Genomic DNA, 25,806 nt, shown 5'->3' on the forward strand with positions numbered 1-25,806 from the left:
ATGCAAACTCTAATAAAATTCAGGAGGTCAAATCATGACAAAGTTTATATTTGTAACAGGTGGCGTAGTTTCATCATTAGGTAAAGGGATTACTGCTGCTTCTTTAGGAAGATTATTAAAAGATAGAGGTCTTGAAGTTACGATTCAAAAATTTGATCCGTATTTAAATGTCGATCCAGGAACAATGAGTCCTTATCAACATGGTGAAGTTTTTGTAACTGATGATGGGGCTGAAACGGATTTAGATTTAGGACACTATGAACGTTTTATCGATATCAATTTAAATAAATATTCAAACGTAACTGCAGGTAAAGTATATTCACACGTCTTGAAAAAAGAGCGTCGTGGTGATTATTTAGGTGGAACAGTACAAGTTATTCCACACATCACTAATGAAATTAAAGAGCGCTTGTTATTAGCTGGTGAAAGTACTAATGCTGATGTTGTTATTACTGAAATTGGTGGTACAACAGGGGATATTGAGTCTTTACCATTCTTAGAAGCAATTCGACAAATTAGAAGTGACTTAGGTAGAGAAAATGTAATGTATGTTCACTGTACACTATTACCATATATCAAAGCAGCAGGCGAAATGAAAACTAAACCAACACAACATAGCGTTAAAGAATTACGTGGATTAGGTATCCAACCAGACCTAATTGTTGTTCGTACTGAATATGAAATGACACAAGACTTAAAAGATAAAATTGCTTTATTCTGCGATATTAATAAAGAAAGTGTTATCGAATGTCGTGACGCTGATTCATTATATGAGATTCCACTACAGTTGAGTAAACAAGAAATGGACGACATTGTTATTAAACGTCTACAATTAAACGCAAAATATGAAACACAATTAGATGAATGGCAGCATTTACTAGATACTGTAAATAGTTTAGATGGTAAGATTACCATTGGTTTAGTTGGTAAATATGTAAGCCTACAAGACGCATATTTATCTGTGGTAGAATCACTTAAACATGCAGGTTATCCATTCAAAAAAGATGTTGTAGTTAAATGGATAGATTCAAGTTTAGTAACTGATGAAAATGTTGCAAGTTACCTTTCTGATGTAGATGGTATTCTAGTGCCGGGTGGATTTGGTTTCCGTGCCAGCGAAGGTAAAATTTCAGCCATTAAATATGCGCGCGAAAATAATGTGCCATACTTTGGTATTTGTTTAGGCATGCAACTCGCTACAGTAGAATTTGCACGTAATGTCTTAGGATTAGAAGGTGCACATTCAGCTGAATTAGATCCTAGTACACCACATCCAATTATTGACTTATTACCTGAACAAAAAGATATTGAAGATTTAGGTGGTACTTTAAGATTAGGATTATATCCTTGTACAATTAAAGAAGGTACTTTAGCACATTCTATTTATAATGAAAATAATATTGAAGAAAGACATCGTCATAGATATGAATTCAACAATGATTATAGAGAGCAATTAGAGGCTAATGGAATGGTATTCTCTGGTACAAGCCCAGATGGAAGATTAATTGAAATGGTAGAGATTCCAGAGAAAGATTTCTTTATTGCATGTCAATTCCATCCAGAATTTTTATCTAGACCAAATAGACCACAACCCATTTTTAAAGCTTTTGTTGAAGCAGCTTTAAAACATCAACAACAATAATATTAATAAAGCCTATGGATATGAATTAGTTCATACCCATAGGCTTTGTTATTTTATAATTCTAAATCACGTGTCATTTCAACCATTTGAGTATAAATATCATAATAGATATAGTTAAAAGCAATAGGGTGAGGTTGTACAATCTTATCGTAATCTTCAGTGTATACGATAGGTCTTGGCGTTGATAGATTGATAAAATGCATTAAATGTTCAGGAAAATCATCTCGTTTAGGGTGATTACATACAAGAACAAAGTCGATATCAGTCTCTATTAGTTTATTTACGTCACGTTCGACGTCTTCATTGTATGTAGGTGAAAATAAAAATACGCGGTCTGTTGTATCTAATTCTTCAAAGCTGTTTAAATCTGTTAAAGGTAAGCTTGATTTTAACTTTTCATGACTATGTAGGATGAAGTCTTCATAAAATTTCAAATCGTCATATCCTTTAATATAAACATGGCCTTCGCCACCAATGGCTTGTATTAAACATTGTGCCCCCATTTGTACATCTAAAGCTTGTTTTTCAATTCTATCTAAGATACCTATTAATTGCGTATTGAGTATTTTTGACATATTCTACCTCCATTCTATTCATTAAAATATTGTAAATAAAGCCATAATTGATTGCAATGATTATAACTAATTATAATTGGATACGTTTTCAAATCGAGTAGTGGTAAGGATTGTGAAAATTGTAAATTTTAAATCATCTATTCGAATGCATTTAAGTTGTAATTTTGTTATAATGAGTTTGAAAAAATACGTGCTCAAGCACTCAAGGAGGAACTATAATGCCTTTAGTTTCAATGAAAGAAATGTTAATCGATGCAAAAGAAAATGGTTATGCGGTTGGTCAATACAACTTAAATAACTTAGAATTTACACAAGCTATTTTAGAAGCTTCACAAGAAGAGAATGCACCAGTTATTTTAGGTGTTTCTGAAGGAGCTGCTCGTTACATGAGCGGATTCTATACAGTAGTTAAAATGGTTGAAGGTTTAATGCATGACTTAAACATTACAATACCAGTAGCTATCCACTTAGACCATGGTTCAAGCTTTGAAAAATGTAAAGAAGCAATTGATGCTGGATTCACTTCAGTAATGATTGACGCTTCTCACAGTCCTTTTGAAGAAAATGTTGAAATCACTTCTAAAGTGGTTGAATATGCTCACGAAAGAGGCGTTTCAGTAGAAGCTGAGTTAGGTACAGTTGGTGGTCAAGAAGACGATGTAGTAGCTGACGGTGTCATCTATGCAGATCCTAAGGAATGTCAAGAACTAGTTGAAAAAACTGGTATCGATACATTAGCGCCTGCATTAGGTTCAGTACATGGTCCTTACAAAGGTGAACCAAAATTAGGTTTCAAAGAAATGGAAGAAATTGGTGCTTCAACTGGTTTACCATTAGTATTACATGGTGGTACTGGTATCCCAACTAAAGATATCCAAAAAGCAATTCCTTATGGTACTGCTAAAATTAATGTTAACACTGAAAACCAAATTGCTTCAGCTAAAGCTGTTCGCGATGTATTAAACAAAGATTCTGAAGTTTACGATCCACGTAAATATTTAGGACTTGCTCGTGAAGCAATTAAAGCAACAGTTAAAGGTAAAATTAAAGAATTCGGTACTTCTAACCGTGCTAAATAATTAAATATCTTTTAATAAGCCATTAAACCTAGGTTTAATGGCTTATTTTTATGCTATAATGATTACGAAATTTATAAAATTGCATAAGTTTTAAGCATACTAAATAAAAATATAGTATTGTTGGCATATGGAAATCAGAACAATTTAATGCGGAGGAAACAAACTTTAAATTCGTAACTTTTGATGAACATGATATAACATAATGTTGAACCAACTATGTATTCATGAACTATTTTACAAACAAAGTAAAATTATTTTATAATGCTAATAATGTAAATTTTTAACAAATGAAGGAAACAAAGGAGAAAAAGATATGGCTCAAGAGGTAATCAAAATTAGAGGTGGAAAGACACTTAAAGGAGAAGTGAATATTAGTGGTGCTAAAAATAGTGCTGTAGCAATCATTCCTGCTACTTTATTAGCCCATGGACAAGTGAATTTAGATGGGTTACCACAAATCTCTGATGTAGAAACACTTGTTAGCTTATTAGAAGATTTAAATATTAAAACAAAATTAGACGGTACTAAATTAGATGTTGATACAACTGAAATTGAAAATGCACCATTACCCAATAATAAAGTTGAATCTTTAAGAGCCTCATATTATATGATGGGAGCAATGCTAGGAAGATTTAAAAAGTGTGTCATTGGGCTTCCAGGTGGTTGCCCATTAGGGCCACGTCCAATCGATCAACATATTAAAGGTTTTAAGGCATTAGGTGCAGAAATCGATGAATCTAGTGACACGTCAATGAAAATTGAAGCTAAACAATTAAAAGGAGCTAATATCTTTTTAGATATGGTGAGTGTTGGTGCTACAATTAATATTATGTTAGCTGCGGTACATGCAGAAGGACAAACTGTTATTGAAAATGCAGCAAAAGAACCTGAAGTTGTAGATGTGGCTAATTTCTTAATTAGTATGGGAGCACAAATTAAAGGTGCCGGTACAACGACAATTAAAATTACTGGCGTAGATACATTACACGGTACAGAGTATCAAGTTATACCTGACCGTATTGAAGCAGGCTCATACATGTGTATGGCGGCAGCTGCGGGAGAAGAAGTTGTCATTAATAATATAGTGCCAAGACATGTTGAAGCATTGACAGCTAAATTAAAAGAATTAGGTGTCGATATCGAATTAAACGATGAAAAAGCTGTTATTAGAAAGAGCGAACCTTATCATAGTGTTGATATTAAAACACTGGTATATCCAGGATTTGCAACAGATCTACAACAACCGATTACACCATTATTATTTATGGCAAATGGTCCATCATTTGTTACAGATACAATTTATCCTGAAAGATTCAAGCATGTTGAAGAACTACAACAAATGGGTGCTAACATTAATAAAGATAATGGCACAGCAACGATTAAACCATCCACTCTTAATGGGGCTGAAGTTTATGCGAGTGATTTAAGAGCAGGTGCATGCTTGATAGTAGCTGGTTTAATCGCGGAAGGCGTTACAACTATATACAACGTTAAACACATTTATCGTGGGTATACTCAAATTGTTGAACATTTAAAAGCGCTCGGTGCAGAAATTTGGACTGAAACAGTTTAAAAAATGTGGTATAATAAATATACTTAAAATTATAAGCACAGATTTTAGTGCATTAGTATTAAGATATATGAGTGAGAGGTGAGATTTATGGAAGTATGTCCTTATTTAGAAGAAACTTTTAAAATATTAGGACGCAGTTGGAACGGTTTAATCATCAACTATTTATCTAGATGCGAAGACCAATCTGCACATTTTTCCGATTTGAAAAGAGACTTGAAAACAATCACGCCTCGTGCACTAAGTATTAAACTGACTGAATTAGGAGACTGGGGATTGGTTGAAAAAAGAATCGTTTCCACTAGTCCAGTAACCATTATTTATGAATTGACAGAAAAAGGAAGTTCATTAGCTGACGCTTTAAAACCAATTGAAGAATGGGCACAAAATAATATTAATCTAGAATCTGAAGCAGAACCTGTAAAATAATTCAGACAGTTGTACTTAGAATTGTTTAATTTCTAGATTACGACAACATCCTTATGATTAATTTTAATAAGAGGATGTATTGTAAGAGTGAGGCAATCATGTATTGCTTCGCTCTTTTTCTATGCCATTTTACAGATTGAGTGAATTCGATTGTAAATTCATAAATTTTAAATTTTAAAATGATTAAGTGCAATTGAATCAATGAGCAGATATGTTTAACTTTGTAACAAAATGGTTAGAATAGTTGTATAACAAATCTAAGGAGTGAAGTTTGATGAGACATTTCACTAAACAATATATTAATGGTGAATGGGTTGATAGTGCTAGTGGAGAAACAATAGAAGTAATTAACCCTGCAACTGAAGAGGTCATTGGTTCAGTGGCTAAAGGTAATGAAGAAGATGTTAATAAAGCAGTTGAAGCTGCAGATAATGTATATTTAGATTTCCGTCATAGTACGGTTGAATATAGAAGAGATTTACTAGATAAAATCGTTAAAGAATATGAAAATAGAAAAGAAGATATTGTACAAGCGATTACTGATGAACTTGGTGCGCCGTTATCAGTTTCTGAAAAAGTACATTATCAAATGGGACTTAATCATTTTACTGCAGCGAGAGATGCATTAGACAGTTTTGAATTTGAAGAACAACGTGGTGATGATTTAGTTCTGAAAGAAGCTATCGGCGTAGCAGGTTTAGTTACACCTTGGAATTTCCCAACTAATCAAACATCACTTAAATTAGCTGCAGCATTTGCAGCAGGAAGCGCTGTTGTCTTAAAACCATCAGAAGAAACACCGTTCGCTGCTGTTATCTTAGCTGAAATATTTGATAAAGTAGGCGTGCCTAAAGGCGTATTTAACCTTGTTAATGGTGACGGTGAAGGTGTAGGTAATCCGTTAAGTGAACATCCTAAAGTTAGAATGATGTCATTTACAGGCTCAGGTCCTACTGGTTCAAAAATTATGGAAAAAGCAGCTAAAGACTTCAAAAAAGTATCATTAGAACTTGGTGGTAAGTCACCTTATATCGTTTTAGATGATGTTGATATTGAAGAAGCGGCTAAAGCGACAACAGGTAAAGTTGTTAATAATACAGGACAAGTATGTACTGCAGGTACACGTGTATTAGTACCAAATAGTATTAAAGAAGACTTCTTAAAAGCTGTGAAAGCACAATTTAGTTCAGTCAAAGTCGGTGATCCTAGAGAAGAAGGTACACAAGTTGGACCGATTATTAGTAAAAAACAATTTGACCAAGTTCAATCATATATTGATAAAGGTATTGAAGAAGGTGCAGAATTATTTTACGGAGGTCCTGGTAAACCTGAAGGTCTAGAAAAAGGATATTTTGCTCGTCCTACTATTTTCATTAACGTTGATAATCATATGACTATTGCTCAAGAAGAAATTTTTGGTCCTGTTATGTCAGTGATCACTTATAATGATGTAGACGAAGCAATTAAAATAGCGAATGATACGAAATATGGTCTAGCTGGTTATGTTATTGGTAATGATAAAGACACATTACACAAAGTGGCACGTTCTATTGAAGCAGGAACAGTTGAAATTAATGAAGCTGGACGTAAACCAGATTTACCATTTGGTGGATATAAACAATCTGGATTAGGTCGTGAATGGGGCGACTACGGAATTGAAGAATTCTTAGAAGTAAAATCAATTGCAGGTTATTTCAAATAATTAAAAAATCTTATGAATCAAATTTTTGTGAATGCACGTTACGTTATAAAGTAACGTGCATTGTTTTAAATATGTTAAATACAAAATTCGTTTTGTATTTAAATTAAAAGTTTGCTATAGTTATTCTAGTATTTAGAAGGTTATGATGAACAAAGTCGTGATAAGCACTTCAAAAGGCTTTTTTTAGTAAATGCTAATTAATAGCCATCTATGTTCCATCACAATCTTTTTAACATAAAAAATAAGGAAATGGGTGCAAGTCTATGCCTGAACGAGAACGAACTTCTCCTCAATATGAATCTTTCCACGAACTATACAAAAACAACACTACTAAAGAACTCACTCAGAAAGCTAAATCTTTAAAATTAACTAATTATAGTAAATTGAATAAGAAAGAACTTGTATTAGCTATCATGGAAGCTCAAATGGAGAAAGATGGCAATTATTATATGGAGGGTATTTTAGATGATATCCAAACCGATGGTTATGGTTTCTTAAGAACTGTTAATTATTCTAAGGGTGAAAAAGACATCTATATTTCAGCAAGTCAAATTCGTCGATTTGAAATTAAAAGAGGCGATAAAGTAACAGGTAAAGTTCGTAAACCTAAAGATAATGAGAAATACTATGGATTACTACAAGTGGACTTTGTTAACGATCAAAATGCTGAAGAAGTAAAAAAACGTCCTCACTTCCAAGCGTTGACGCCTTTGTATCCAGAAGAACGAATTTTACTTGAAACTGAACCAAAAAATTATTCAACACGAATCATGGATTTAGTAACTCCTATTGGCTTAGGACAACGTGGGCTCATTGTTGCGCCACCTAAAGCGGGTAAAACATCATTACTTAAAGAAATTGCTAATGCAATTATTACCAATAAACCAGAAGCCAAATTATTTGTCTTGTTAGTTGGTGAGAGACCTGAAGAAGTAACTGATATAGAACGTTCAGTTGAATCAGCTGAAGTTGTACATTCAACGTTTGATGAACCACCACAACATCACGTGAAAGTTGCAGAATTATTATTAGAGAGAGCTAAACGCCTTGTAGAAATAGGGGAAGATGTCATTATATTAATGGACTCAATTACTCGATTAGCTCGAGCTTATAACTTAGTCATTCCACCAAGTGGCCGTACGCTTTCTGGTGGTCTTGATCCAGCATCTCTGCATAAACCAAAAGCCTTTTTCGGTGCAGCCCGAAATATAGAAGCGGGTGGTAGTTTAACTATCTTAGCTACAGCTTTAGTAGATACAGGCTCAAGAATGGACGATATGATTTATGAAGAATTCAAAGGTACAGGTAATATGGAGCTTCACTTAGATCGTAAACTATCTGAACGACGTATCTTCCCAGCTATAGACATTGGTCGAAGTTCTACACGTAAAGAAGAACTGTTAATTAGCAAGGCAGAGTTAGATACATTATGGCAACTTCGTAATCTATTCACGGATTCTACGGATTTTACAGAGAGATTTATTCGTAAGTTAAAACGTTCAAAAAATAATAAAGATTTCTTTGAACAACTACAAAAATCAGCAGAAGAAAGCACAAAAACAGGTAAACCTATTATTTAATTTTACAAAGGGTTGCGTTTTACATTAATTACTATTATAATTACCAAGTATTGGGTAAAAACTCACAAATAACTCTGTTCCAGATGGTTCAGGGCAAAGGAGCTGAAAACAATGAAACAAGGAATTCATCCTGAGTATCATAAAGTTATCTTTTTAGATACTACTACAAACTTTAAATTCTTAAGTGGTTCTACTAAAACATCATCAGAAACTATGGAGTGGGAAGATGGAAATGAATACCCAGTTATTCGTTTAGACATTTCTTCTGATTCACATCCTTTCTATACAGGACGTCAAAAATTCGCTGCTGCGGATGGTCGTGTGGAACGCTTCAACAAAAAGTTTGGTCTCAAATCAAACAACAACTAATTTTAAGTTTAGACTGTCTACACCATATCAATGGTTATGTAGGCAGTTTTTTTATTATAGTTATATTTAGAGATGACTTGCTATTCAACATAAGAGTAATAAAGAAATGAGTAAGTTATAGAATATTACTGTAGCTAACTTTTTCGAGTTATTATTGTATAATAGAATAGATTGCAAAAATAGCATTTATGATATTTTAAAATATGATATAATTAAGCGATTATGTTTTGAAAAAGGGTGGAACGCTTAATGTATGAAACTTATCATTCCGGATGGATTGAATGTATTACCGGAAGTATGTTTAGTGGTAAATCAGAAGAACTTATACGTCGACTTAGACGGGGAATTTACGCTAAACAGAAAGTTATTGTTTTTAAACCAGCAATTGATGATCGCTATCATAAAGAAAAGGTAGTTTCACATAATGGCAATGCAATTGAAGCTATAAATATTTCAACAGCTAGAGAAATTTTAAATCATGACATATCTCATGCAGATGTTATCGGTATAGATGAAGTTCAATTTTTTGATGAAAATATTGTAAGTATCATACAACAACTTGCTGATCAAGGTCATCGAGTCATTGTGGCTGGATTAGATATGGACTTTAAAGGCGAACCGTTCGAGCCAATGCCTGAATTATTGGCATTAAGTGAGCATGTTACAAAATTGCAAGCTGTATGTGCGGTATGTGGAGGGCCTTCAAGTCGAACTCAAAGACTTATAGATGGTCAACCCGCTAAAGCAGATGATCCAATTATTTTAGTAGGTGCTAATGAAAGTTATGAACCAAGATGTAGAGCGCATCATATTGTAGCGCCAAGTGAAAATGAGAAGGAGGAAATGTAGTGTTTGATCAATTAGAAATTGTAGAGGAAAGATATGAACAATTAAATGAAATGTTAAGCGACCCAGATGTCGTGAACGATTCAGATAAATTACGTAAATATTCAAAAGAACAGGCAGAATTGCAAAAAACTGTAGATGTCTATAGAAGTTATAAAAGTAAAAAAGAAGAGTTAGCAGATATCGAAGAAATGCTAAATGAGACTTCTGATAAAGAAGAAATTGAAATGTTAAAAGAAGAAAGCTCAAGTTTAAAAAATGAACTTCCTGAAATGGAAGAACAATTAAAATTATTACTTATTCCTAAAGATCCAAATGATGAAAAAGATGTTATCGTTGAGATTCGTGCTGCAGCTGGTGGTGATGAAGCAGCAATTTTTGCTGGAGATTTAATGAGAATGTACTCTAAGTATGCTGAAGCGCACAACTTTAAAACAGAAATTGTTGAAGCATCAGAAAGTGACCATGGTGGCTATAAAGAGATCAGTTTCTCAGTATCCGGTAACGGTGCATACAGCAAACTTAAATTTGAAAATGGTGCGCATCGTGTTCAACGTGTTCCTGAAACAGAGTCAGGTGGTCGTATTCACACGTCAACAGCTACAGTCGCAGTATTACCAGAAGTAGAAGATGTAGAAATCGAAATTAGAAATGAAGACTTAAAAATTGATACGTATCGTTCTAGTGGTGCAGGTGGTCAGCACGTCAATACAACAGATTCAGCTGTTCGTATCACTCACTTACCAACAGGTGTCATTGCTACTTCATCAGAAAAATCACAAATACAAAACCGTGAAAAAGCGATGAAAGTATTAAAAGCAAGATTGTATGATATGAAATTGCAAGAAGAACAACAAAAATATGCATCACAACGTAAATCAGCAGTAGGAACAGGTGACCGTTCAGAAAGAATTAGAACGTATAACTATCCTCAAAGTCGTGTAACTGATCATAGAATTGGCTTAACATTGCAGAAACTGAATCAGATTATGGAAGGTAATTTAGATGAGATTATCGATGCCCTAACATTATCTGAACAAACAGATAAATTGAAAGAATTAAACAATGGTGAGTTATAAGGATTACTTAGCAAATGCTATTTCATTAGCAAAAGAGAAAGGCTATGAACAAACACGAGCTGAGTGGTTATTACTTGATACATTTAATTGGTCACGTACAGACTATCTTATTCATATGAATGATGAAATGTCTGTTGCTGATAAAGCTAAACTTGGTTTAAATTTACAAAGAATGCTATCTGGAGAACCTATTCAATATATTGTAGGGTTTCAATCTTTTTATGGATACCGATTTACAGTATCTGATCGTTGTCTCATTCCTAGACCTGAAACTGAAGAAGTGATGTTACATTTTTTAAACCTTTGTAACGAAGGCGATGCAATAGCAGATATAGGGACAGGCAGTGGTGTATTAGGCATCACATTAAAAAAGTTAAAGCCTACTTTAAGCGTAATAGCTACCGATTTATATGAAGATGCATTAGAAGTGGCACGATTAAACGCAGAACAACACGGAGAGAACATTGATTTCATTCAAGGTAATGCGTTAAAGCCATTGATAGAACGAAATATTAAAGTAAATGGTCTGATATCAAATCCGCCATACATTGATGTCAAAGAAGTCAAAGATATGGCTAAAACAGTCGTAGACTATGAACCACATCAAGCATTATTTGCAAAGAGTCAAGGTTATGCTATTTATCAATCGATTCTAAATGATTTACCTAAGGTGTTATTACCAGGCGCACATGTAGTGTTTGAAATTGGTTATAACCAAGGTCAGACTTTAAAAGAGATAGTGAATGATATGTACCCAGATAAGGCAGTCGCAATTTATAAAGATATTAATCAACTAGATAGAATTTTAGAAATTAAATGGTAAAGTCACGCTCATTTAAATAAATGGATTACTTTTAATTATTAAATTCTTAAATGTATTTAACATAGCTATCGGGTGGGAATGGGCTTTCTTTCAATTGAATATTGAAAGATGATAAGCTATCCCACCTTTTTGTTTTGTTAATCAAAGAAAGAGAGGTGTAAAAGAAAAGTGGAAACCAAAATTTGGGATTTAAGAACATACAGAAATGATATTAATCAAAGTCCTGATATACAGGAAATTAAAGACACAGTTATAAATGGTGGGTTAGTTGCTTTACCTACCGAAACAGTATATGGGTTAGGTGCAGATGCTACTAATCAAAAAGCTGTTAGCCACATATATGAAGCCAAAGGCAGACCGTCTGATAATCCATTAATTGTACATATCCATGATATGTCGCAGATGAATGATTTTGTCGATACATTAGAGCCTAAGGTTCAGAGTTTAATGGAAGCATTTTGGCCGGGACCTATTTCATTTATATTACCTCTCAAGTCAGGTTATCTGTGCCCAAAAGTAACTGGTGGTTTGAATTCAATTGCAGTGAGAATGCCAAGCCACCCCATTGGCAGAAGTGTATTACAACATATTGATAAACCAATTGCAGCGCCAAGTGCTAATATTAGTGGTAGACCTTCCCCAACAACGTTTGAACATGTATTCCAAGATTTGAATGGTAGAATTGATGGGATTATTAATGGTGATCAAAGTGAAGAAGGTTTGGAAAGTACAGTGTTGGATTGTACACAATACCCGTTTAGAATTGCACGTCCAGGTTCAATAACTAAGAAAATGATTGAAAACGTACTTCCCAATTGCATAGAGGCATCAAATTATAATGAAGCTTCTCAACCCATTGCACCAGGAATGAAATATAAGCATTATTCACCAGATACTCCAGTAACCATTTTAAAAGAATTAAACAAAAAAATTCTAGACCATAATAAATGGAAACAGGTGGCGTTTGTAGTGCCTGATAGTTTGTCACATTTTCTACCTAAAGAAGCGATATATATAAAATTATGTGACAATGTAACAGATATTAAACAAGCCAATCATTTACTTTATAGTATTTTGCATGAAATTGATCAACGTGCAGATATCACTCACGCATATATTTACGGATTTGATGAAAGTGATCAATCTGAAGCGATTATGAATCGCATGTTGAAAGCTGCTGGAAATAATATTGTGAAAGAGGCGTCATTATGAAAGTGATTTTTGTTTGTACAGGAAATACGTGTCGAAGTCCATTGGCTGAAAGTATAGCAAAATCTTTATTTAAAAATGAAAATATTACAGTAGAATCAAGAGGTATATTTGCTTTAGATCATCAACCGATTTCAAAACTGTCAGAAGAAATCATACATGAACAAGAATTACCACAGCCATCATTAACACAATCTTTTTCTGAAAAAGATATTGAAGCAAATCTTATTTTAACCATGTCACAATCACATAAAGCAATTTTGAAATCGCAATATGGTTCAGTTACAAATATATTTACTTTAAGCGAATTTGTAGGTGACGAATCTGAAGTTAATGATCCATATGGTGGGGATAAAAAGATTTATTTGAATACTTATAAACAAATTTATGACTTAATTAGTAAAATTAATCCAAAAGATCTGCAAGAGAATTATATATAATTAGTATATGTTACGCTTTAAATACGTTATAATAAGGGAGTATAGCAAGTTTGCTATGTTCCTTTTTTATATTTTAAGGGGGTGGGTTTTAAATGCAAGATTTTTCAATGTTGTTAGAAGAATTAAAAGCGATGTCATTTTTTAATGAAGGTGAAATATGTTTGATTGGTTGTTCAACTTCTGAAGTGTTAGGTGAACGCATTGGTTCAGTAGGGTCAATGGAGGTAGCTGAGTCAATATTTAATGATTTAAACGAAATTAAATTACAAACAGGGGTTTCGTTTGCATTTCAAGGATGCGAACATATCAATAGAGCAATCACCATTGAAAGATCCGATTTTAATCCACTGACAATGGAAGAAGTTACTGTTGTTCCAGATGTTCATGCAGGCGGTAGTTTAGCAACTTATGCATATCAACATATGGAAGACCCAATCGTTGTTGAACATATCACCGTGCCTAAAGGTATAGATATAGGTCAAACATTAATAGGTATGCATATTCAACATGTTTGTGTACCGGTTAGAACAAGTGTAAAGCAAGTTGGGGAAGCAATCGTTACCATTGCGACATCTAGACCTAAGAAAATTGGTGGCGAACGTGCAAAGTATAATTAATTAGTTGAAAGAAGGGGTTTATAGGTCTTACATCGAAAAGCAAGATAAAGTAATTTTTGAAGCCATTGAGCAAGAGTTTAATCGACAAAATAATAATATTGAGTTAATTGCATCAGAAAACTTTGTTTCTGAAGCTGTTATGGAAGCACAGGGTTCAGTATTAACCAATAAATATGCTGAGGGCTATCCAGGTCGTCGCTATTATGGTGGTTGTGAGTTTGTAGATGTAACTGAATCAGTTGCTATTGATCGTGCTAAAGCACTATTTGGTGCTGAGCATGTCAATGTGCAACCACATTCAGGATCTCAAGCAAATATGGCTGTATATTTAGTAGCTTTAGACTATGGAGATACAGTTTTAGGTATGAACTTAAGTCATGGTGGTCATTTAACTCATGGATCTCCAGTAAACTTTAGTGGTAAATCATATCATTTTGTTGAATATGGCGTAGATAAAGATACAGAACTTATTAATTATGATGAAGTACGTAAGTTAGCCATTGAACATAAACCTAAATTAATCGTTGCAGGTGCATCTGCTTATTCTCGACAAATTGATTTTAAAAAATTCAAAGAAATCGCTGATGAAGTAGGCGCTAAATTAATGGTGGATATGGCACACATTGCAGGGTTAGTAGCTGCAGGGTTACATCAAAATCCTGTCGAATATGCTGACTTTGTGACAACAACAACGCATAAAACTTTACGTGGACCACGTGGAGGAATGATTCTTTGTAAAGAGGAATACAAAAAGGCAATTGATAAAACTATGTTCCCAGGTATCCAAGGCGGACCACTTGAGCATGTGATTGCTGCAAAAGCAGTTGCTTTCGGCGAAGCGTTACATAATGATTTCAAGGTATATCAAAATCAAGTGATTAAAAATGCCAAAGCATTGGCAGAAGCATTATCTAAAGAAGGTTTTAGAATTGTATCAGGTGGTACTGATAATCACCTAATAGCTGTAGATGTTAAAGGTTCTGTGAATATCACTGGTAAAGTAGCGGAAGAAACACTTGATAAAGTTGGAATCACTTGTAATAAAAATACTATTCCGTTTGATCAAGAGAAACCTTTTGTAACAAGTGGTATTAGATTAGGAACACCAGCAGCCACTACGCGTGGATTTGATGAAACAGCATTTGAAGAGGTTGCTAAAATTATTAGCTTAGCATAAAAAAATCATGAAGATGAAACTAAGTTAAATGAAGCAAAATCACGTGTTTTAGCTTTAACTGAACAATATCCTTTATATCAATAATATTAAGGGATTTTTAGAATATTGGAGGAAATGAAAATGAGTAAAGTACATGTATTTGATCATCCATTAATACAACACAAATTAAGTTATATTCGTGAGGCTCATACAGGAACGAAAGAGTTTAGAGAACTTGTTGATGAAGTGGGCATGCTTATGGCTTACGAAGTAACAAGAGATTTAGAGTTACAAGATGTTGAAATTGAAACACCTGTGACTAAAATGACAGCTACACGTTTAGCAGGTAAAAAATTAGCTATTGTACCTATATTAAGAGCAGGATTAGGTATGACAGAAGGTATTTTAAGTTTAGTACCAGCAGCTAGAGTAGGACATATTGGACTTTATAGAGATCCCGAAACTCTTGAAGCGGTAGAATACTTCTCTAAAATGCCTCAAGATATTGATGAACGTGAAATTATTGTTGTAGATCCTATGTTAGCTACTGGAGCTTCTGCCATTGAGGCTATTACTTCATTAAAAAACAAAGGGGCCAAAAATATTCGTTTTATGTGTTTAATAGCAGCACCAGAAGGTGTAGAAAAAATGAAAGAAGCACATGATGATGTTGATATTTATATTGCTGCTTTAGACGAGAAACTTAATGATAAAGCTTATATCACACCAGGATTAGGTGACGCAGGAGATAGATTATTTGGTACTAAATAGATAATGAAAACGGAGATAGATACGTTTGAAGAAAAAAATTATGACAATCTTTGGGACTAGACCGGAAGCTATCAAGATGGCGCCACTAGTCAAAGCAATAGAAAATGATAATCAATTAGAAGTATGTGTAGTCGTTACAGCACAACATAGAGAAATGTTAGATTCTGTATTAAACACATTTGATATACAACCTGATTATGACTTAAATATCATGAAAGAAGGTCAGACACTTTCAGAAATTACATCAAAAGCTATGATGGAATTAGAGTCAATAATCAAGCGTATTAATCCTGATATGGTATTAGTTCATGGAGATACAGCAACTACATTTTCAGGAAGTTTAGCAGCATTTTATAATCAAGTACCGATTGGCCATGTTGAAGCAGGTTTGAGAAGTTTTGACAAATATTCACCATATCCTGAGGAAATGAATAGACAAATGGTAGGTGTACTTTCTGATATTCATTTTGCACCTACCTCAAATGCCAAAAAGCATCTGTTAGATGAAGGTAAGAAAGAAACAACAGTTGTAGTGACTGGAAATACTGCAATTGACGCATTGAATTATACGGTTAATGAAGACTATCAATCTGAGATACTTGAAAAGCATAAAAATAAGAAAATTTTGTTACTAACTGCTCATCGTAGAGAAAATCTTGGAGAGCCAATGGAAAATATCTTTAAAGCTGTTCGAAAACTTGCTGACGAAGATGAATCATTAGTTGTTGTATATCCAGTGCATATGAATCCTAAAGTTAGAAACATCGCTCAAGAAATTTTAGGGAATCATGAAAGAATAGAACTAATTGAACCATTAGATGTGTTAGATTTTCATAATTTTGCTAAACAAGCATATATAATTCTTACAGATTCTGGTGGTATTCAAGAAGAGGCACCTTCATTACACAAACCGGTATTAGTTTTAAGAGATAATACTGAGAGACCTGAAGGCGTTGATGCTGGCACATTAAAAGTAGTAGGCACGTCATTAGATAATGTCTATAAAGAAACTAAGCATCTTTTAGAAGATCAGCAAGCCTATCAATGCATGTGTAATGCTAAAAATCCATACGGTGATGGTAAATCTTCTGAAAGAATAGTGAATCATATAAAGTATTATTTTAATTTAACAAAGGAAAAACCAAAAGATTTCAATTAATAAAAAAATGTATACCGTTTAAATGTGGCCAATTTGTGACAATTTTGCCTTAAAATTTAACAACAATTTGAATAGAATTGACACCGTTGTGGCCACTATATTATCATTTAGATTGTATGAGTGGAACGGTTTACATGATTGTATAAGACACTCGGAGGCAAACAAATGGGTCGTTTCTACATCATTTTTAAACAATATATACAATATTATCTTTATTTATTGATATTATTAGGTATATTGTATCTCTTTTCACCCCATCCATTTTTACTTGGATTGATTATTGGCACATGTGGTTCTTTAATCAATACATACATCTTTGAGAGTTATTTATTCCACGCACAGAAAGCAGATACTAATCATATATCTACAGGCAACACGTGGAGATATTTAGTCGCTATAGTTGTGTGTTCAATTTGGTTTTTCTTTAAAGATCACATCAATATCATCGGGGTGTTAATAGGGCTAATGATTTCTTATATTGTAATCATATGTCGCCCTCTACTTAATAGGGAGTAAAATTCAATACGAAAGAGGTGAGAATATGGATCATAAACATCCGAAAGTAAGTTGGGATGTTTTCGGCTTTGACCTTGTTTTTAACATGGCAAGTGTAATGATGGTGCTAATTACTGCAGTGATCGTTTTTCTATTAGCTATTATTTGCACACGCAATCTGAAGAAACGACCAACTGGCAAACAAAATTTCATTGAATGGATTTTTGACTTTGTTAGAGGAATCATTGAAGGTAATATGGCATGGAAAAAAGGTGGACATTTTCACTTCTTAGCAGTGACTTTGATTTTATACATCTTTATTGCAAACATGCTAGGTTTACCATTCTCAATTGTAACTAAAGACCACTATTTATGGTGGAAATCACCAACAGCTGATGCAACAGTTACATTGACATTGTCTACAACAGTAATTCTTTTAACGCATTTTTATGGTATTAAAATGCGTGGTACTAAGAATTATTTTAAAGGTTACATTCAACCGTTTTGGCCACTTGCAATTATAAATGTCTTTGAAGAATTTACTTCAACCCTAACACTTGGACTACGTTTATATGGTAATATCTTTGCAGGTGAGTTATTGCTTAGCCTATTAGCTGGACTTGTAACAAATCAACCAGCTTGGGGTTGGATCATTGGTATTCCTGGTTTAATTGTTTGGCAAGGATTCTCAATTTTTGTAGGTTCAATCCAAGCATATATCTTCATTATGCTTTCAATGGTTTACATGTCACATAAAGTGGCAGATGGACACTAAATTTTAAAAATTATATACAATCTTAGGAGGAAAATTTATTATGAATTTAATCGCAGCGGCAATCGCAATTGGTTTATCAGCATTAGGTGCAGGTATTGGTAACGGTCTTATCGTTTCTAGAACAGTAGAAGGTGTAGCACGTCAACCAGAAGCTCGTGGTCAATTAATGGGTATTATGTTCATTGGTGTTGGTTTAGTTGAGGCTTTACCTATCATCGGTGTTGTAATTGCATTCATGACATTTGCTGGATAAGACATTTATTTAAGGCGAAGTCTATTAGACTCTCGCCGTTCGTTTTATTTTTTATTGCTTAATGATTATTTTGACGAAAGGAGTGTCATGATCCCGTGACTGCAACAGCTAATATGTTCGTTATTGGTGCAGCTTCAGGCGTTGAGTGGGGTACTGTAATTGTACAAATCGTTACTTTTATTATCCTATTAGCGTTATTGAAAAAGTTTGCTTGGGGTCCATTAAAAGAAGTAATGGACAAACGTGAACGTGATATTAACAAAGATATCGACGATGCTGAACAAGCTAAATTAAATGCACAAAAACTTGAAGAAGAAAATAAACAGACACTTAAAGAAACTCAAGATGAAGTTCAAAGAATTCTAGAAGATGCGAAAGTTCAAGCTCGTAAACAACATGAAGAAATCATTCATGAAGCTAATGTGAGAGCTAACGGCATGATTGAAACAGCTCAAAGTGAAATTAATAGTCAAAAAGAACGTGCAATTGCAGATATCAATAATCAAGTATCAGAACTATCTGTTTTAATTGCTTCTAAGGTTCTTAGAAAAGAAATTTCAGAGCAAGATCAAAAAGAATTAGTTGAAAAGTATCTAAAAGAGGCAGGCGATAAATAATGGCAAAAATCGCTGATAAATACGCAAAGGCATTATTCGATGTTTCTGCAGATACAAATCAATTAGATAATATTTATGAGGAATTGGAAGTAATTAGTCATTCCTCTTTCGATTATATTAAAGACTTAAAAGCTATTGATAGTAATCCGAAATTAACATTACAAAAACGTCAAAGTTTTGTAGAAAATGTTTATGGTGACGCTAATCAATATATTGTTAACATGTTAAAAGTATTAGCCGAAAATCGTCATATTTCATATATTGAAGATGTATTTAAAGCTTTTCAATCTCAGTATAATCAACATAATAATCAAGATTTCGCATTAATAGAATCTACTTATGATTTAAACGATGATGAAATTTCTAAAATCGTTGAACTAGTTAAACAACAAACAAACTTATCTAAAGTAATTGTGAATACTAAAATTAATCAAGACTTAATTGGTGGTTTTAGAGTTAAGGTCGGCACGACTGTTATGGATGGCAGTGTTAAAAATGATCTTGTTCAATTACAACGTAAATTTAAAAGAGCTAACTAATTAATAAAGAGGAGTGACATAGATGGCCATAAAAGCTGAAGAAATCAGTGCATTACTTCGCTCACAAATTGAGAATTATGAGTCAGAAATGTCCGTTACAGATGTTGGTACAGTATTACAAATTGGTGATGGTATCGCATTAATTCACGGACTAAACGACGTTATGGCTGGTGAGCTAGTAGAATTCCAAAACGGCGTGCTTGGTTTAGCACAAAACCTTGAAGAATCTAATGTTGGTGTGGTTATCTTAGGACCATACACTGAAATTAGTGAAGGGGACGAAGTTAAACGTACTGGACGTATTATGGAAGTACCAGTAGGTGAGGAACTTATTGGACGAGTAGTAAATCCATTAGGTCAACCAATTGATGGACAAGGTCCAATCAATGCTACTAAAACTAGACCAGTAGAGAAGAAAGCAACTGGAGTTATGGATCGTAAGTCAGTTGATGAACCTTTACAAACTGGTATTAAAGCAATTGATGCATTAGTACCAATTGGTCGTGGTCAACGTGAGTTAATCATCGGTGACCGTCAAACTGGTAAAACAACAATCGCAATTGATACAATTTTAAACCAAAAAACTGAAGATACAATTTGTATCTATGTTGCAATTGGTCAAAAGGATTCAACAGTAAGAGCGAACGTTGAAAAATTAAGACAAGCTGGAGCTTTAGATTACACAATCGTTGTTTCAGCATCAGCAGCAGAACCTGCTCCATTACTATACATTGCACCATATGCAGGTGTAACAATGGGTGAAGAGTTCATGTTTAATGGTAAGCACGTATTAATCGTGTATGATGACTTAACTAAACAAGCATCAGCTTACCGTGAACTTTCATTATTATTACGTAGACCTCCAGGTCGTGAAGCGTATCCAGGTGATGTTTTTTACCTACATAGTAGATTACTTGAAAGAGCAGCTAAATTGAACGATGACTTAGGCGGAGGATCTATTACAGCGTTACCTATCATTGAAACTCAGGCTGGAGACATTTCTGCTTATGTTCCAACAAACGTTATTTCAATTACTGATGGTCAAATTTTCTTACAATCTGACTTATTCTTCTCAGGTGTAAGACCTGCGATTAACGCTGGACAATCAGTATCACGTGTTGGTGGTTCAGCACAAATTAAAGCTATGAAGAAGGTTGCGGGTACTTTAAGATTAGACCTTGCTTCTTATAGAGAATTAGAATCATTTGCTCAATTTGGTTCTGATTTAGATGAATTCACAGCTAGAAAATTAGAGCGTGGTAAACGTACAGTTGAAATCTTAAAACAAGATCAAAACAAACCACTTCCTGTTGAAAATCAAGTATTAATCATCTTCGCATTAACAAAAGGATATTTAGACGATATTCCAGTTGAAGATATTACTCGTTTTGAAGACGAACTAAACCACTGGGCAGCTTCAAATGCAACTGATTTATTATCAGAAATCAGAGAAACTGGTGGCTTACCAGATGCTGATAAATTTGATACTGCAATTACGGAATTCAAAAAAAGTTTTAGTAAATCTGAATAATAAAGAATAGTAATTAAAGGTGGTGAGATAGTGGGTTCTTTAAAAGAAATAGATACACGTATAAAATCAACCAAAAAGATGAAGCAAATTACTAAGGCGATGAACATGGTATCAAGTTCTAAATTACGTAGAGCGGAGAAAAATACTAAACAATTCAAGCCTTATATGGATAAAATGCAAGATGCTATTACAGCTGTAGCTGGATCAAATAAAAGTTCTAGCCATCCTATGCTTAAAGAAAGAGATGTAAAACGTAGTGGTTATCTTGTTATCACAAGTGATAAAGGTTTAGCTGGTGCGTACAGTGCTAATGTACTTAAAAGATTAGTAACTGACATCAAACAAAAGCATAATGATAGTAGTGAATATAGTATTGTGGTATTAGGTCAACAAGGTGTTGATTTCCTAAAAACACGTGGTTATGAAATCGAAAGTTCACTAGTTGATTTACCAGACCAACCTTCATTTAAATCTATTCAAGCTCTTGCAAAACATGCAATTGATTTATACAGTGAAGAAAATATTGATGAGTTAAATATATATTATAGTCATTATGTAAGTGTGTTAGAAAACAAACCTACTACTAAAAAGGTTCTTCCATTATCTCAAGAAGATTCAAGTCAAGGTCATGGTCATATGTCTACATATGAATTTGAACCTGATAAAGAATCTATCTTAAGTGTTATCTTACCGCAATATGTAGAAAGCTTAATATACGGTACGATATTAGACGCTAAGGCAAGTGAACATGCTTCACGTATGACAGCAATGAAAAATGCGTCTGATAATGCTATAGAACTTATTGATGACTTATCATTAGAATATAACAGAGCTAGACAAGCAGCTATCACGCAACAAATCACTGAAATTGTTGGTGGTTCAGCAGCACTTGAATAAAATTAAAAGGAGGAAAATAGCATGGGAATTGGCCGTGTAACTCAAGTTATGGGTCCTGTCATTGATGTTCGTTTTGAACATAACGAAGTCCCTGATATTAATAATGCCCTTATTATTGAAGTTCCAAAAGAAGACGGAACGTTAAACTTAACATTAGAAGTTGCACTACAATTAGGTGATGATGTTGTACGTACAATTGCAATGGATTCAACTGATGGTGTTCAAAGAGGCATGGATGTTAAAGACACAGGTAAAGATATTAGTGTACCTGTTGGCGATGAAACGCTTGGAAGAGTATTTAATGTACTAGGTGAAACAATTGACTTAGAAGAGAAAATTGATGATTCAGTACGTCGTGATCCAATCCATAGACAATCACCAGGTTTCGATGAATTATCTACTGAAGTAGAAATTCTTGAAACAGGTATTAAAGTAGTAGACTTATTAGCACCATACGTTAAAGGTGGTAAAGTTGGACTATTTGGTGGTGCCGGTGTAGGTAAAACCGTTTTAATTCAAGAATTAATTAACAATATTGCACAAGAACATGGTGGTATTTCAGTATTCGCGGGTGTAGGTGAACGTACTCGTGAAGGTAATGATTTATACTATGAAATGAGTGATAGTGGTGTAATTAAGAAAACAGCGATGGTATTCGGACAAATGAATGAACCACCTGGTGCACGTATGCGTGTAGCTTTATCTGGTTTAACTATGGCTGAATACTTCCGTGATGAACAAGGGCAAGACGTACTTTTATTCATCGATAATATTTTCAGATTTACACAAGCTGGTTCTGAGGTATCTGCATTACTTGGTCGTATGCCTTCAGCGGTTGGTTATCAACCAACATTAGCAACTGAAATGGGTCAATTACAAGAACGTATTACATCTACAAATAAAGGTTCTGTAACATCTATCCAAGCAGTATTCGTACCTGCCGATGACTATACTGACCCAGCTCCAGCAACTGCCTTTGCACACTTAGACTCAACTACAAACTTAGAGCGTAAGTTAACTGAAATGGGTATTTATCCGGCAGTAGACCCATTAGCATCAACTTCTAGAGCATTAGAACCATCTATTGTTGGTCAAGAGCATTATGAAGTTGCTCGTGGCGTTCAATCTACATTACAAAAATATAGAGAATTACAAGATATCATTGCAATTCTTGGTATGGATGAATTATCTGAAGAAGATAGACAAACTGTAGAACGTGCACGTAGAATTCAATTCTTCTTATCACAAAACTTCCACGTGGCAGAACAGTTCACTGGACAAAAAGGATCTTACGTTCCTGTTAAAACAACTGTAGCGGACTTTAAAGATATCTTAGAAGGTAAATATGATCATATTCCGGAAGATGCATTCCGCTTAGTAGGTAGCATGCAAGACGTTATTGCGAAAGCTAAAGACATGGGTGTTGAAGTCTAATAATTAGGAGGTATGGATAATGAATACATTAAGCCTAAATATTGTCACTCCTAATGGTTCTGTCTATGAACGAGATGATGTAGAACTAGCTGTTTTACAAACTACAGCTGGCGAAATGGGTGTGATGAATGGACACATTCCAACCGTTTCTGCATTAAAGACTGGCTATGTCAAAGTAAATTTTCATAATGGAAATGAATATATAGCAGTTAGTGATGGGTTTGTAGAAGTTAGACAACATCAACTATCAATTATTGTCCAAACAGCTGAAACTGCTACTGAAATTGATGTTGAAAGAGCTAAATTAGCTAAATCAAGAGCAGAATCGCATTTAGATAATGATGATGATAATAGTGACATTAATAGAGCCAAAAGAGCGTTAGAACGAGCAAATAACCGTTTACGTGTGGCTGAACTTAAATAAATGATAAAAGGCTTGGAAATTGACCAGATGTGGTGTTTCCAAGCCTTTTACTATACATATAAATCTTCCATTATTTGCAGTTAATTGTAGTATCATTATTAACTTTTTTCATGTACAATGTTATACAGTAATCAATTCTAAGGAGTTAACTATGGATTATCTTGGACAGTTTGCAATCATACATTTGGTATTACATGTGATATGTATATGTATTGCATATTGGGCATTAAATGCAATTCGTCTAGACCAATTTTTTAAAAAAGGTTATGCTACACAAGTTCAAATTTGTATGATATTTATAGCTATCATGTTGGGAACGAGTGTGAGTAATTTCATAATTGATTTATTACAGTTTTCCACTCAATTAAAATATATAATGAAATAGTGCGTTTTTGGTTTTTTCATATTGAAAAACGGATATAATATATTAATGAATAATAGATTTTATATAGTAGGGAAATGTAAATAACTAGGAGATTTAAGTGGAGGATTTAAGATGGATAAAATAGTAATTAATGGTGGTAACCAATTAAAAGGCGAAGTTAAAGTAGAAGGTGCTAAAAATGCAGTTTTACCTGTATTAACAGCTTCACTATTAGCTTCTAAAGGTACAAGTAAATTAGTTAATGTACCTGCATTAAGTGACGTAGAAACAATTAATAATGTATTATCAACATTAAATGCAGATGTTACATATAAAAAAGATGAAAATGCAGTTGTAGTAGATGCTACAAAAACTTTAAATGAAGAGGCACCGTATGAATATGTAAGTAAGATGCGTGCAAGTATTTTAGTTATGGGTCCTTTATTGGCACGTTTAGGACATGCAATAGTAGCATTACCAGGTGGTTGTGCGATTGGAAGTCGTCCAATTGAGCAACATATCAAAGGTTTTGAGGCACTAGGAGCTGAAATACATTTAGAAAATGGAAACATTTATGCAAATGCAAAAGATGGTTTAAAAGGTGCTTCAATTCATTTGGACTTCCCAAGTGTAGGTGGAACTCAAAACTTAATTATGGCAGCGTCATTAGCATCCGGTAAAACAGTATTAGAAAATGCTGCTAAAGAACCTGAAATTGTTGATTTAGCTAATTATATAAATGAAATGGGCGGAAAAATTACGGGTGCTGGAACCGACACTATTACAATCCACGGTGTTGAATATTTAACAGGTGTAGAGCATTCTATTATTCCAGATAGAATTGAAGCGGGTACTTTACTTATCGCTGGTGCAATTACACGAGGAGATATTTTTGTTCGTGGTGCTATTAAAGAACATATGTCTAGCTTAGTTTATAAGTTAGAAGAAATGGGCGTCAAATTAGATTATCAAGAAGATGGTATTCGTGTATCTGCTGAAGGAGATTTAAAACCTGTAGACGTAAAAACATTACCGCACCCTGGTTTCCCTACAGATATGCAATCTCAAATGATGGCATTATTATTAACTGCCAATGGCCATAAAGTAATTACAGAAACAGTTTTTGAAAACAGATTTATGCATGTTGCAGAGTTCCGTAGAATGAACGCTAATATCGACGTTGAAGGTAGAAGTGCTAAAATCGAAGGTAAGAGTGATTTACAAGGTGCACAAGTCAAAGCAACTGATTTAAGAGCGGCAGCGGCACTAATATTAGCTGGTTTAGTAGCTGAAGGTACAACTCAAGTTACTGAATTAAAACATTTAGATAGAGGTTATGTAGATTTGCATGGTAAATTAAAATCATTAGGTGCTAATATCGAACGTATTAATGATTAATTTAAAGTATTAACTTTTGTTCAAACTTGGAGG

27 protein-coding genes and 1 pseudogene are annotated in these 25,806 nt (G+C 33.9%); 27 read left to right on the top strand and 1 reads right to left on the bottom strand.

What is annotated here, in order from left to right; genetic code table 11:
• Positions 1–34 precede the first annotated feature (34 nt).
• The gene (locus ssp1_RS03855; protein WP_002451676.1) at positions 35–1,642 is read left to right on the top strand and encodes a CTP synthase; all 1,608 of its coding nucleotides are present in this window, start codon (positions 35–37) and stop codon (positions 1,640–1,642) included.
• A 53-nt stretch (positions 1,643–1,695) separates the two neighbouring features.
• On the opposite strand, the gene ssp1_RS03860 is transcribed toward ssp1_RS03855, so the two are convergent.
• Entirely contained in the window at positions 1,696–2,217 is a 522-nt protein-coding gene (locus tag ssp1_RS03860) for a DUF2529 domain-containing protein (RefSeq protein ID WP_075777882.1), read from the bottom strand.
• A 218-nt stretch (positions 2,218–2,435) separates the two neighbouring features.
• On the opposite strand from ssp1_RS03860, the gene fdaB reads away from it, so the two are divergent.
• From fdaB to murA, 26 genes and pseudogenes are all read left to right on the top strand, one after another.
• Positions 2,436–3,296: a class IIb fructose-bisphosphate aldolase FdaB gene (gene fdaB, locus ssp1_RS03865; protein WP_118828127.1), complete on the top strand. Its 861-nt coding sequence runs from the start codon at positions 2,436–2,438 to the stop codon at positions 3,294–3,296.
• Positions 3,297–3,609: 313 nt separating this feature from the next.
• The gene (locus ssp1_RS03870) at positions 3,610–4,869 is read left to right on the top strand and encodes a UDP-N-acetylglucosamine 1-carboxyvinyltransferase (protein WP_075777883.1); all 1,260 of its coding nucleotides are present in this window, start codon (positions 3,610–3,612) and stop codon (positions 4,867–4,869) included.
• Between the two features lie 87 nt (positions 4,870–4,956).
• A complete protein-coding gene (locus ssp1_RS03875; protein ID WP_002451672.1) occupies positions 4,957–5,295 on the top strand; it encodes a winged helix-turn-helix transcriptional regulator in 339 nt (112 codons plus the stop codon).
• Between the two features lie 274 nt (positions 5,296–5,569).
• On the top strand, positions 5,570–6,997 hold the full coding sequence (locus ssp1_RS03880; RefSeq protein WP_075777884.1) for an aldehyde dehydrogenase family protein: 1,428 nt from the start codon (positions 5,570–5,572) through the stop codon (positions 6,995–6,997).
• Positions 6,998–7,260: 263 nt separating this feature from the next.
• Positions 7,261–8,577, top strand: a complete 1,317-nt coding sequence (rho, locus tag ssp1_RS03885; RefSeq protein ID WP_118828128.1) for a transcription termination factor Rho — start codon at positions 7,261–7,263, stop codon at positions 8,575–8,577.
• A 111-nt stretch (positions 8,578–8,688) separates the two neighbouring features.
• A complete protein-coding gene (locus ssp1_RS03890; protein ID WP_002451669.1) occupies positions 8,689–8,946 on the top strand; it encodes a type B 50S ribosomal protein L31 in 258 nt (85 codons plus the stop codon).
• Between the two features lie 249 nt (positions 8,947–9,195).
• Positions 9,196–9,795 (top strand): thymidine kinase, encoded by a 600-nt coding sequence (locus tag ssp1_RS03895; protein WP_002451668.1) that lies wholly within the window; start codon positions 9,196–9,198, stop codon positions 9,793–9,795.
• A complete protein-coding gene (gene prfA, locus ssp1_RS03900) occupies positions 9,795–10,871 on the top strand; it encodes a peptide chain release factor 1 (protein ID WP_075777886.1) in 1,077 nt (358 codons plus the stop codon). The genes ssp1_RS03895 and prfA overlap by 1 nt, the downstream gene beginning before the upstream one ends.
• Positions 10,858–11,694 (top strand): peptide chain release factor N(5)-glutamine methyltransferase, encoded by an 837-nt coding sequence (prmC, locus tag ssp1_RS03905; protein WP_002451666.1) that lies wholly within the window; start codon positions 10,858–10,860, stop codon positions 11,692–11,694. The genes prfA and prmC overlap by 14 nt, the downstream gene beginning before the upstream one ends.
• Positions 11,695–11,862: 168 nt before the next feature.
• A complete protein-coding gene (locus ssp1_RS03910; RefSeq protein WP_075777887.1) occupies positions 11,863–12,906 on the top strand; it encodes an L-threonylcarbamoyladenylate synthase in 1,044 nt (347 codons plus the stop codon).
• The gene (locus ssp1_RS03915) at positions 12,903–13,343 is read left to right on the top strand and encodes a low molecular weight protein arginine phosphatase (protein WP_049423699.1); all 441 of its coding nucleotides are present in this window, start codon (positions 12,903–12,905) and stop codon (positions 13,341–13,343) included. Before ssp1_RS03910 ends, ssp1_RS03915 begins: the two co-directional genes overlap by 4 nt.
• A 92-nt stretch (positions 13,344–13,435) precedes the next feature.
• Positions 13,436–13,960, top strand: coding sequence for a TIGR01440 family protein (locus ssp1_RS03920; protein WP_075777888.1), 525 nt, complete (start codon positions 13,436–13,438; stop codon positions 13,958–13,960).
• A gap of 4 nt (positions 13,961–13,964) precedes the next feature.
• Positions 13,965–15,221, top strand: a pseudogene (glyA, locus tag ssp1_RS03925) (serine hydroxymethyltransferase).
• A 36-nt stretch (positions 15,222–15,257) separates the two neighbouring features.
• Positions 15,258–15,887 carry a uracil phosphoribosyltransferase gene (gene upp / locus ssp1_RS03930; RefSeq protein ID WP_075778729.1) on the top strand — a complete coding sequence of 210 codons (630 nt, stop codon included), beginning with the start codon at positions 15,258–15,260 and terminating at the stop codon, positions 15,885–15,887.
• Between the two features lie 40 nt (positions 15,888–15,927).
• Positions 15,928–17,046 carry a non-hydrolyzing UDP-N-acetylglucosamine 2-epimerase gene (wecB, locus tag ssp1_RS03935; protein ID WP_075778731.1) on the top strand — a complete coding sequence of 373 codons (1,119 nt, stop codon included), beginning with the start codon at positions 15,928–15,930 and terminating at the stop codon, positions 17,044–17,046.
• Between the two features lie 165 nt (positions 17,047–17,211).
• On the top strand, positions 17,212–17,562 hold the full coding sequence (locus ssp1_RS03940) for an ATP synthase subunit I (RefSeq protein ID WP_075778728.1): 351 nt from the start codon (positions 17,212–17,214) through the stop codon (positions 17,560–17,562).
• 25 nt (positions 17,563–17,587) lie between these two features.
• The gene (gene atpB / locus ssp1_RS03945; RefSeq protein ID WP_002451658.1) at positions 17,588–18,316 is read left to right on the top strand and encodes a F0F1 ATP synthase subunit A; all 729 of its coding nucleotides are present in this window, start codon (positions 17,588–17,590) and stop codon (positions 18,314–18,316) included.
• A 40-nt stretch (positions 18,317–18,356) separates the two neighbouring features.
• Positions 18,357–18,569: a F0F1 ATP synthase subunit C gene (gene atpE, locus ssp1_RS03950; protein WP_001048816.1), complete on the top strand. Its 213-nt coding sequence runs from the start codon at positions 18,357–18,359 to the stop codon at positions 18,567–18,569.
• Positions 18,570–18,664: 95 nt separating this feature from the next.
• Entirely contained in the window at positions 18,665–19,186 is a 522-nt protein-coding gene (locus ssp1_RS03955; RefSeq protein ID WP_002451657.1) for a F0F1 ATP synthase subunit B, read from the top strand.
• Positions 19,186–19,725, top strand: coding sequence for a F0F1 ATP synthase subunit delta (locus tag ssp1_RS03960; protein WP_002451656.1), 540 nt, complete (start codon positions 19,186–19,188; stop codon positions 19,723–19,725). The genes ssp1_RS03955 and ssp1_RS03960 overlap by 1 nt, the downstream gene beginning before the upstream one ends.
• A gap of 22 nt (positions 19,726–19,747) precedes the next feature.
• A complete protein-coding gene (gene atpA / locus ssp1_RS03965) occupies positions 19,748–21,256 on the top strand; it encodes a F0F1 ATP synthase subunit alpha (RefSeq protein ID WP_049423690.1) in 1,509 nt (502 codons plus the stop codon).
• Positions 21,257–21,286: 30 nt separating this feature from the next.
• Positions 21,287–22,153 carry an ATP synthase F1 subunit gamma gene (atpG, locus tag ssp1_RS03970; RefSeq protein ID WP_118828129.1) on the top strand — a complete coding sequence of 289 codons (867 nt, stop codon included), beginning with the start codon at positions 21,287–21,289 and terminating at the stop codon, positions 22,151–22,153.
• A 21-nt stretch (positions 22,154–22,174) separates the two neighbouring features.
• Positions 22,175–23,587 carry a F0F1 ATP synthase subunit beta gene (gene atpD, locus ssp1_RS03975; RefSeq protein WP_075778725.1) on the top strand — a complete coding sequence of 471 codons (1,413 nt, stop codon included), beginning with the start codon at positions 22,175–22,177 and terminating at the stop codon, positions 23,585–23,587.
• A gap of 19 nt (positions 23,588–23,606) precedes the next feature.
• Complete coding sequence (locus ssp1_RS03980; protein ID WP_002451652.1) at positions 23,607–24,011, top strand: F0F1 ATP synthase subunit epsilon; 405 nt, start codon at positions 23,607–23,609, stop codon at positions 24,009–24,011.
• Positions 24,012–24,162: 151 nt separating this feature from the next.
• Positions 24,163–24,396: a DUF1146 family protein gene (locus ssp1_RS03985; RefSeq protein ID WP_002451651.1), complete on the top strand. Its 234-nt coding sequence runs from the start codon at positions 24,163–24,165 to the stop codon at positions 24,394–24,396.
• Positions 24,397–24,507: 111 nt separating this feature from the next.
• On the top strand, positions 24,508–25,773 hold the full coding sequence (murA, locus tag ssp1_RS03990; protein WP_002466773.1) for a UDP-N-acetylglucosamine 1-carboxyvinyltransferase: 1,266 nt from the start codon (positions 24,508–24,510) through the stop codon (positions 25,771–25,773).
• Positions 25,774–25,806 lie beyond the last annotated feature (33 nt).

It is taken from the genome of Staphylococcus sp. M0911 (assembly GCF_003491325.1).
GTDB classification, from domain to species: domain Bacteria; phylum Bacillota; class Bacilli; order Staphylococcales; family Staphylococcaceae; genus Staphylococcus; species Staphylococcus warneri_A.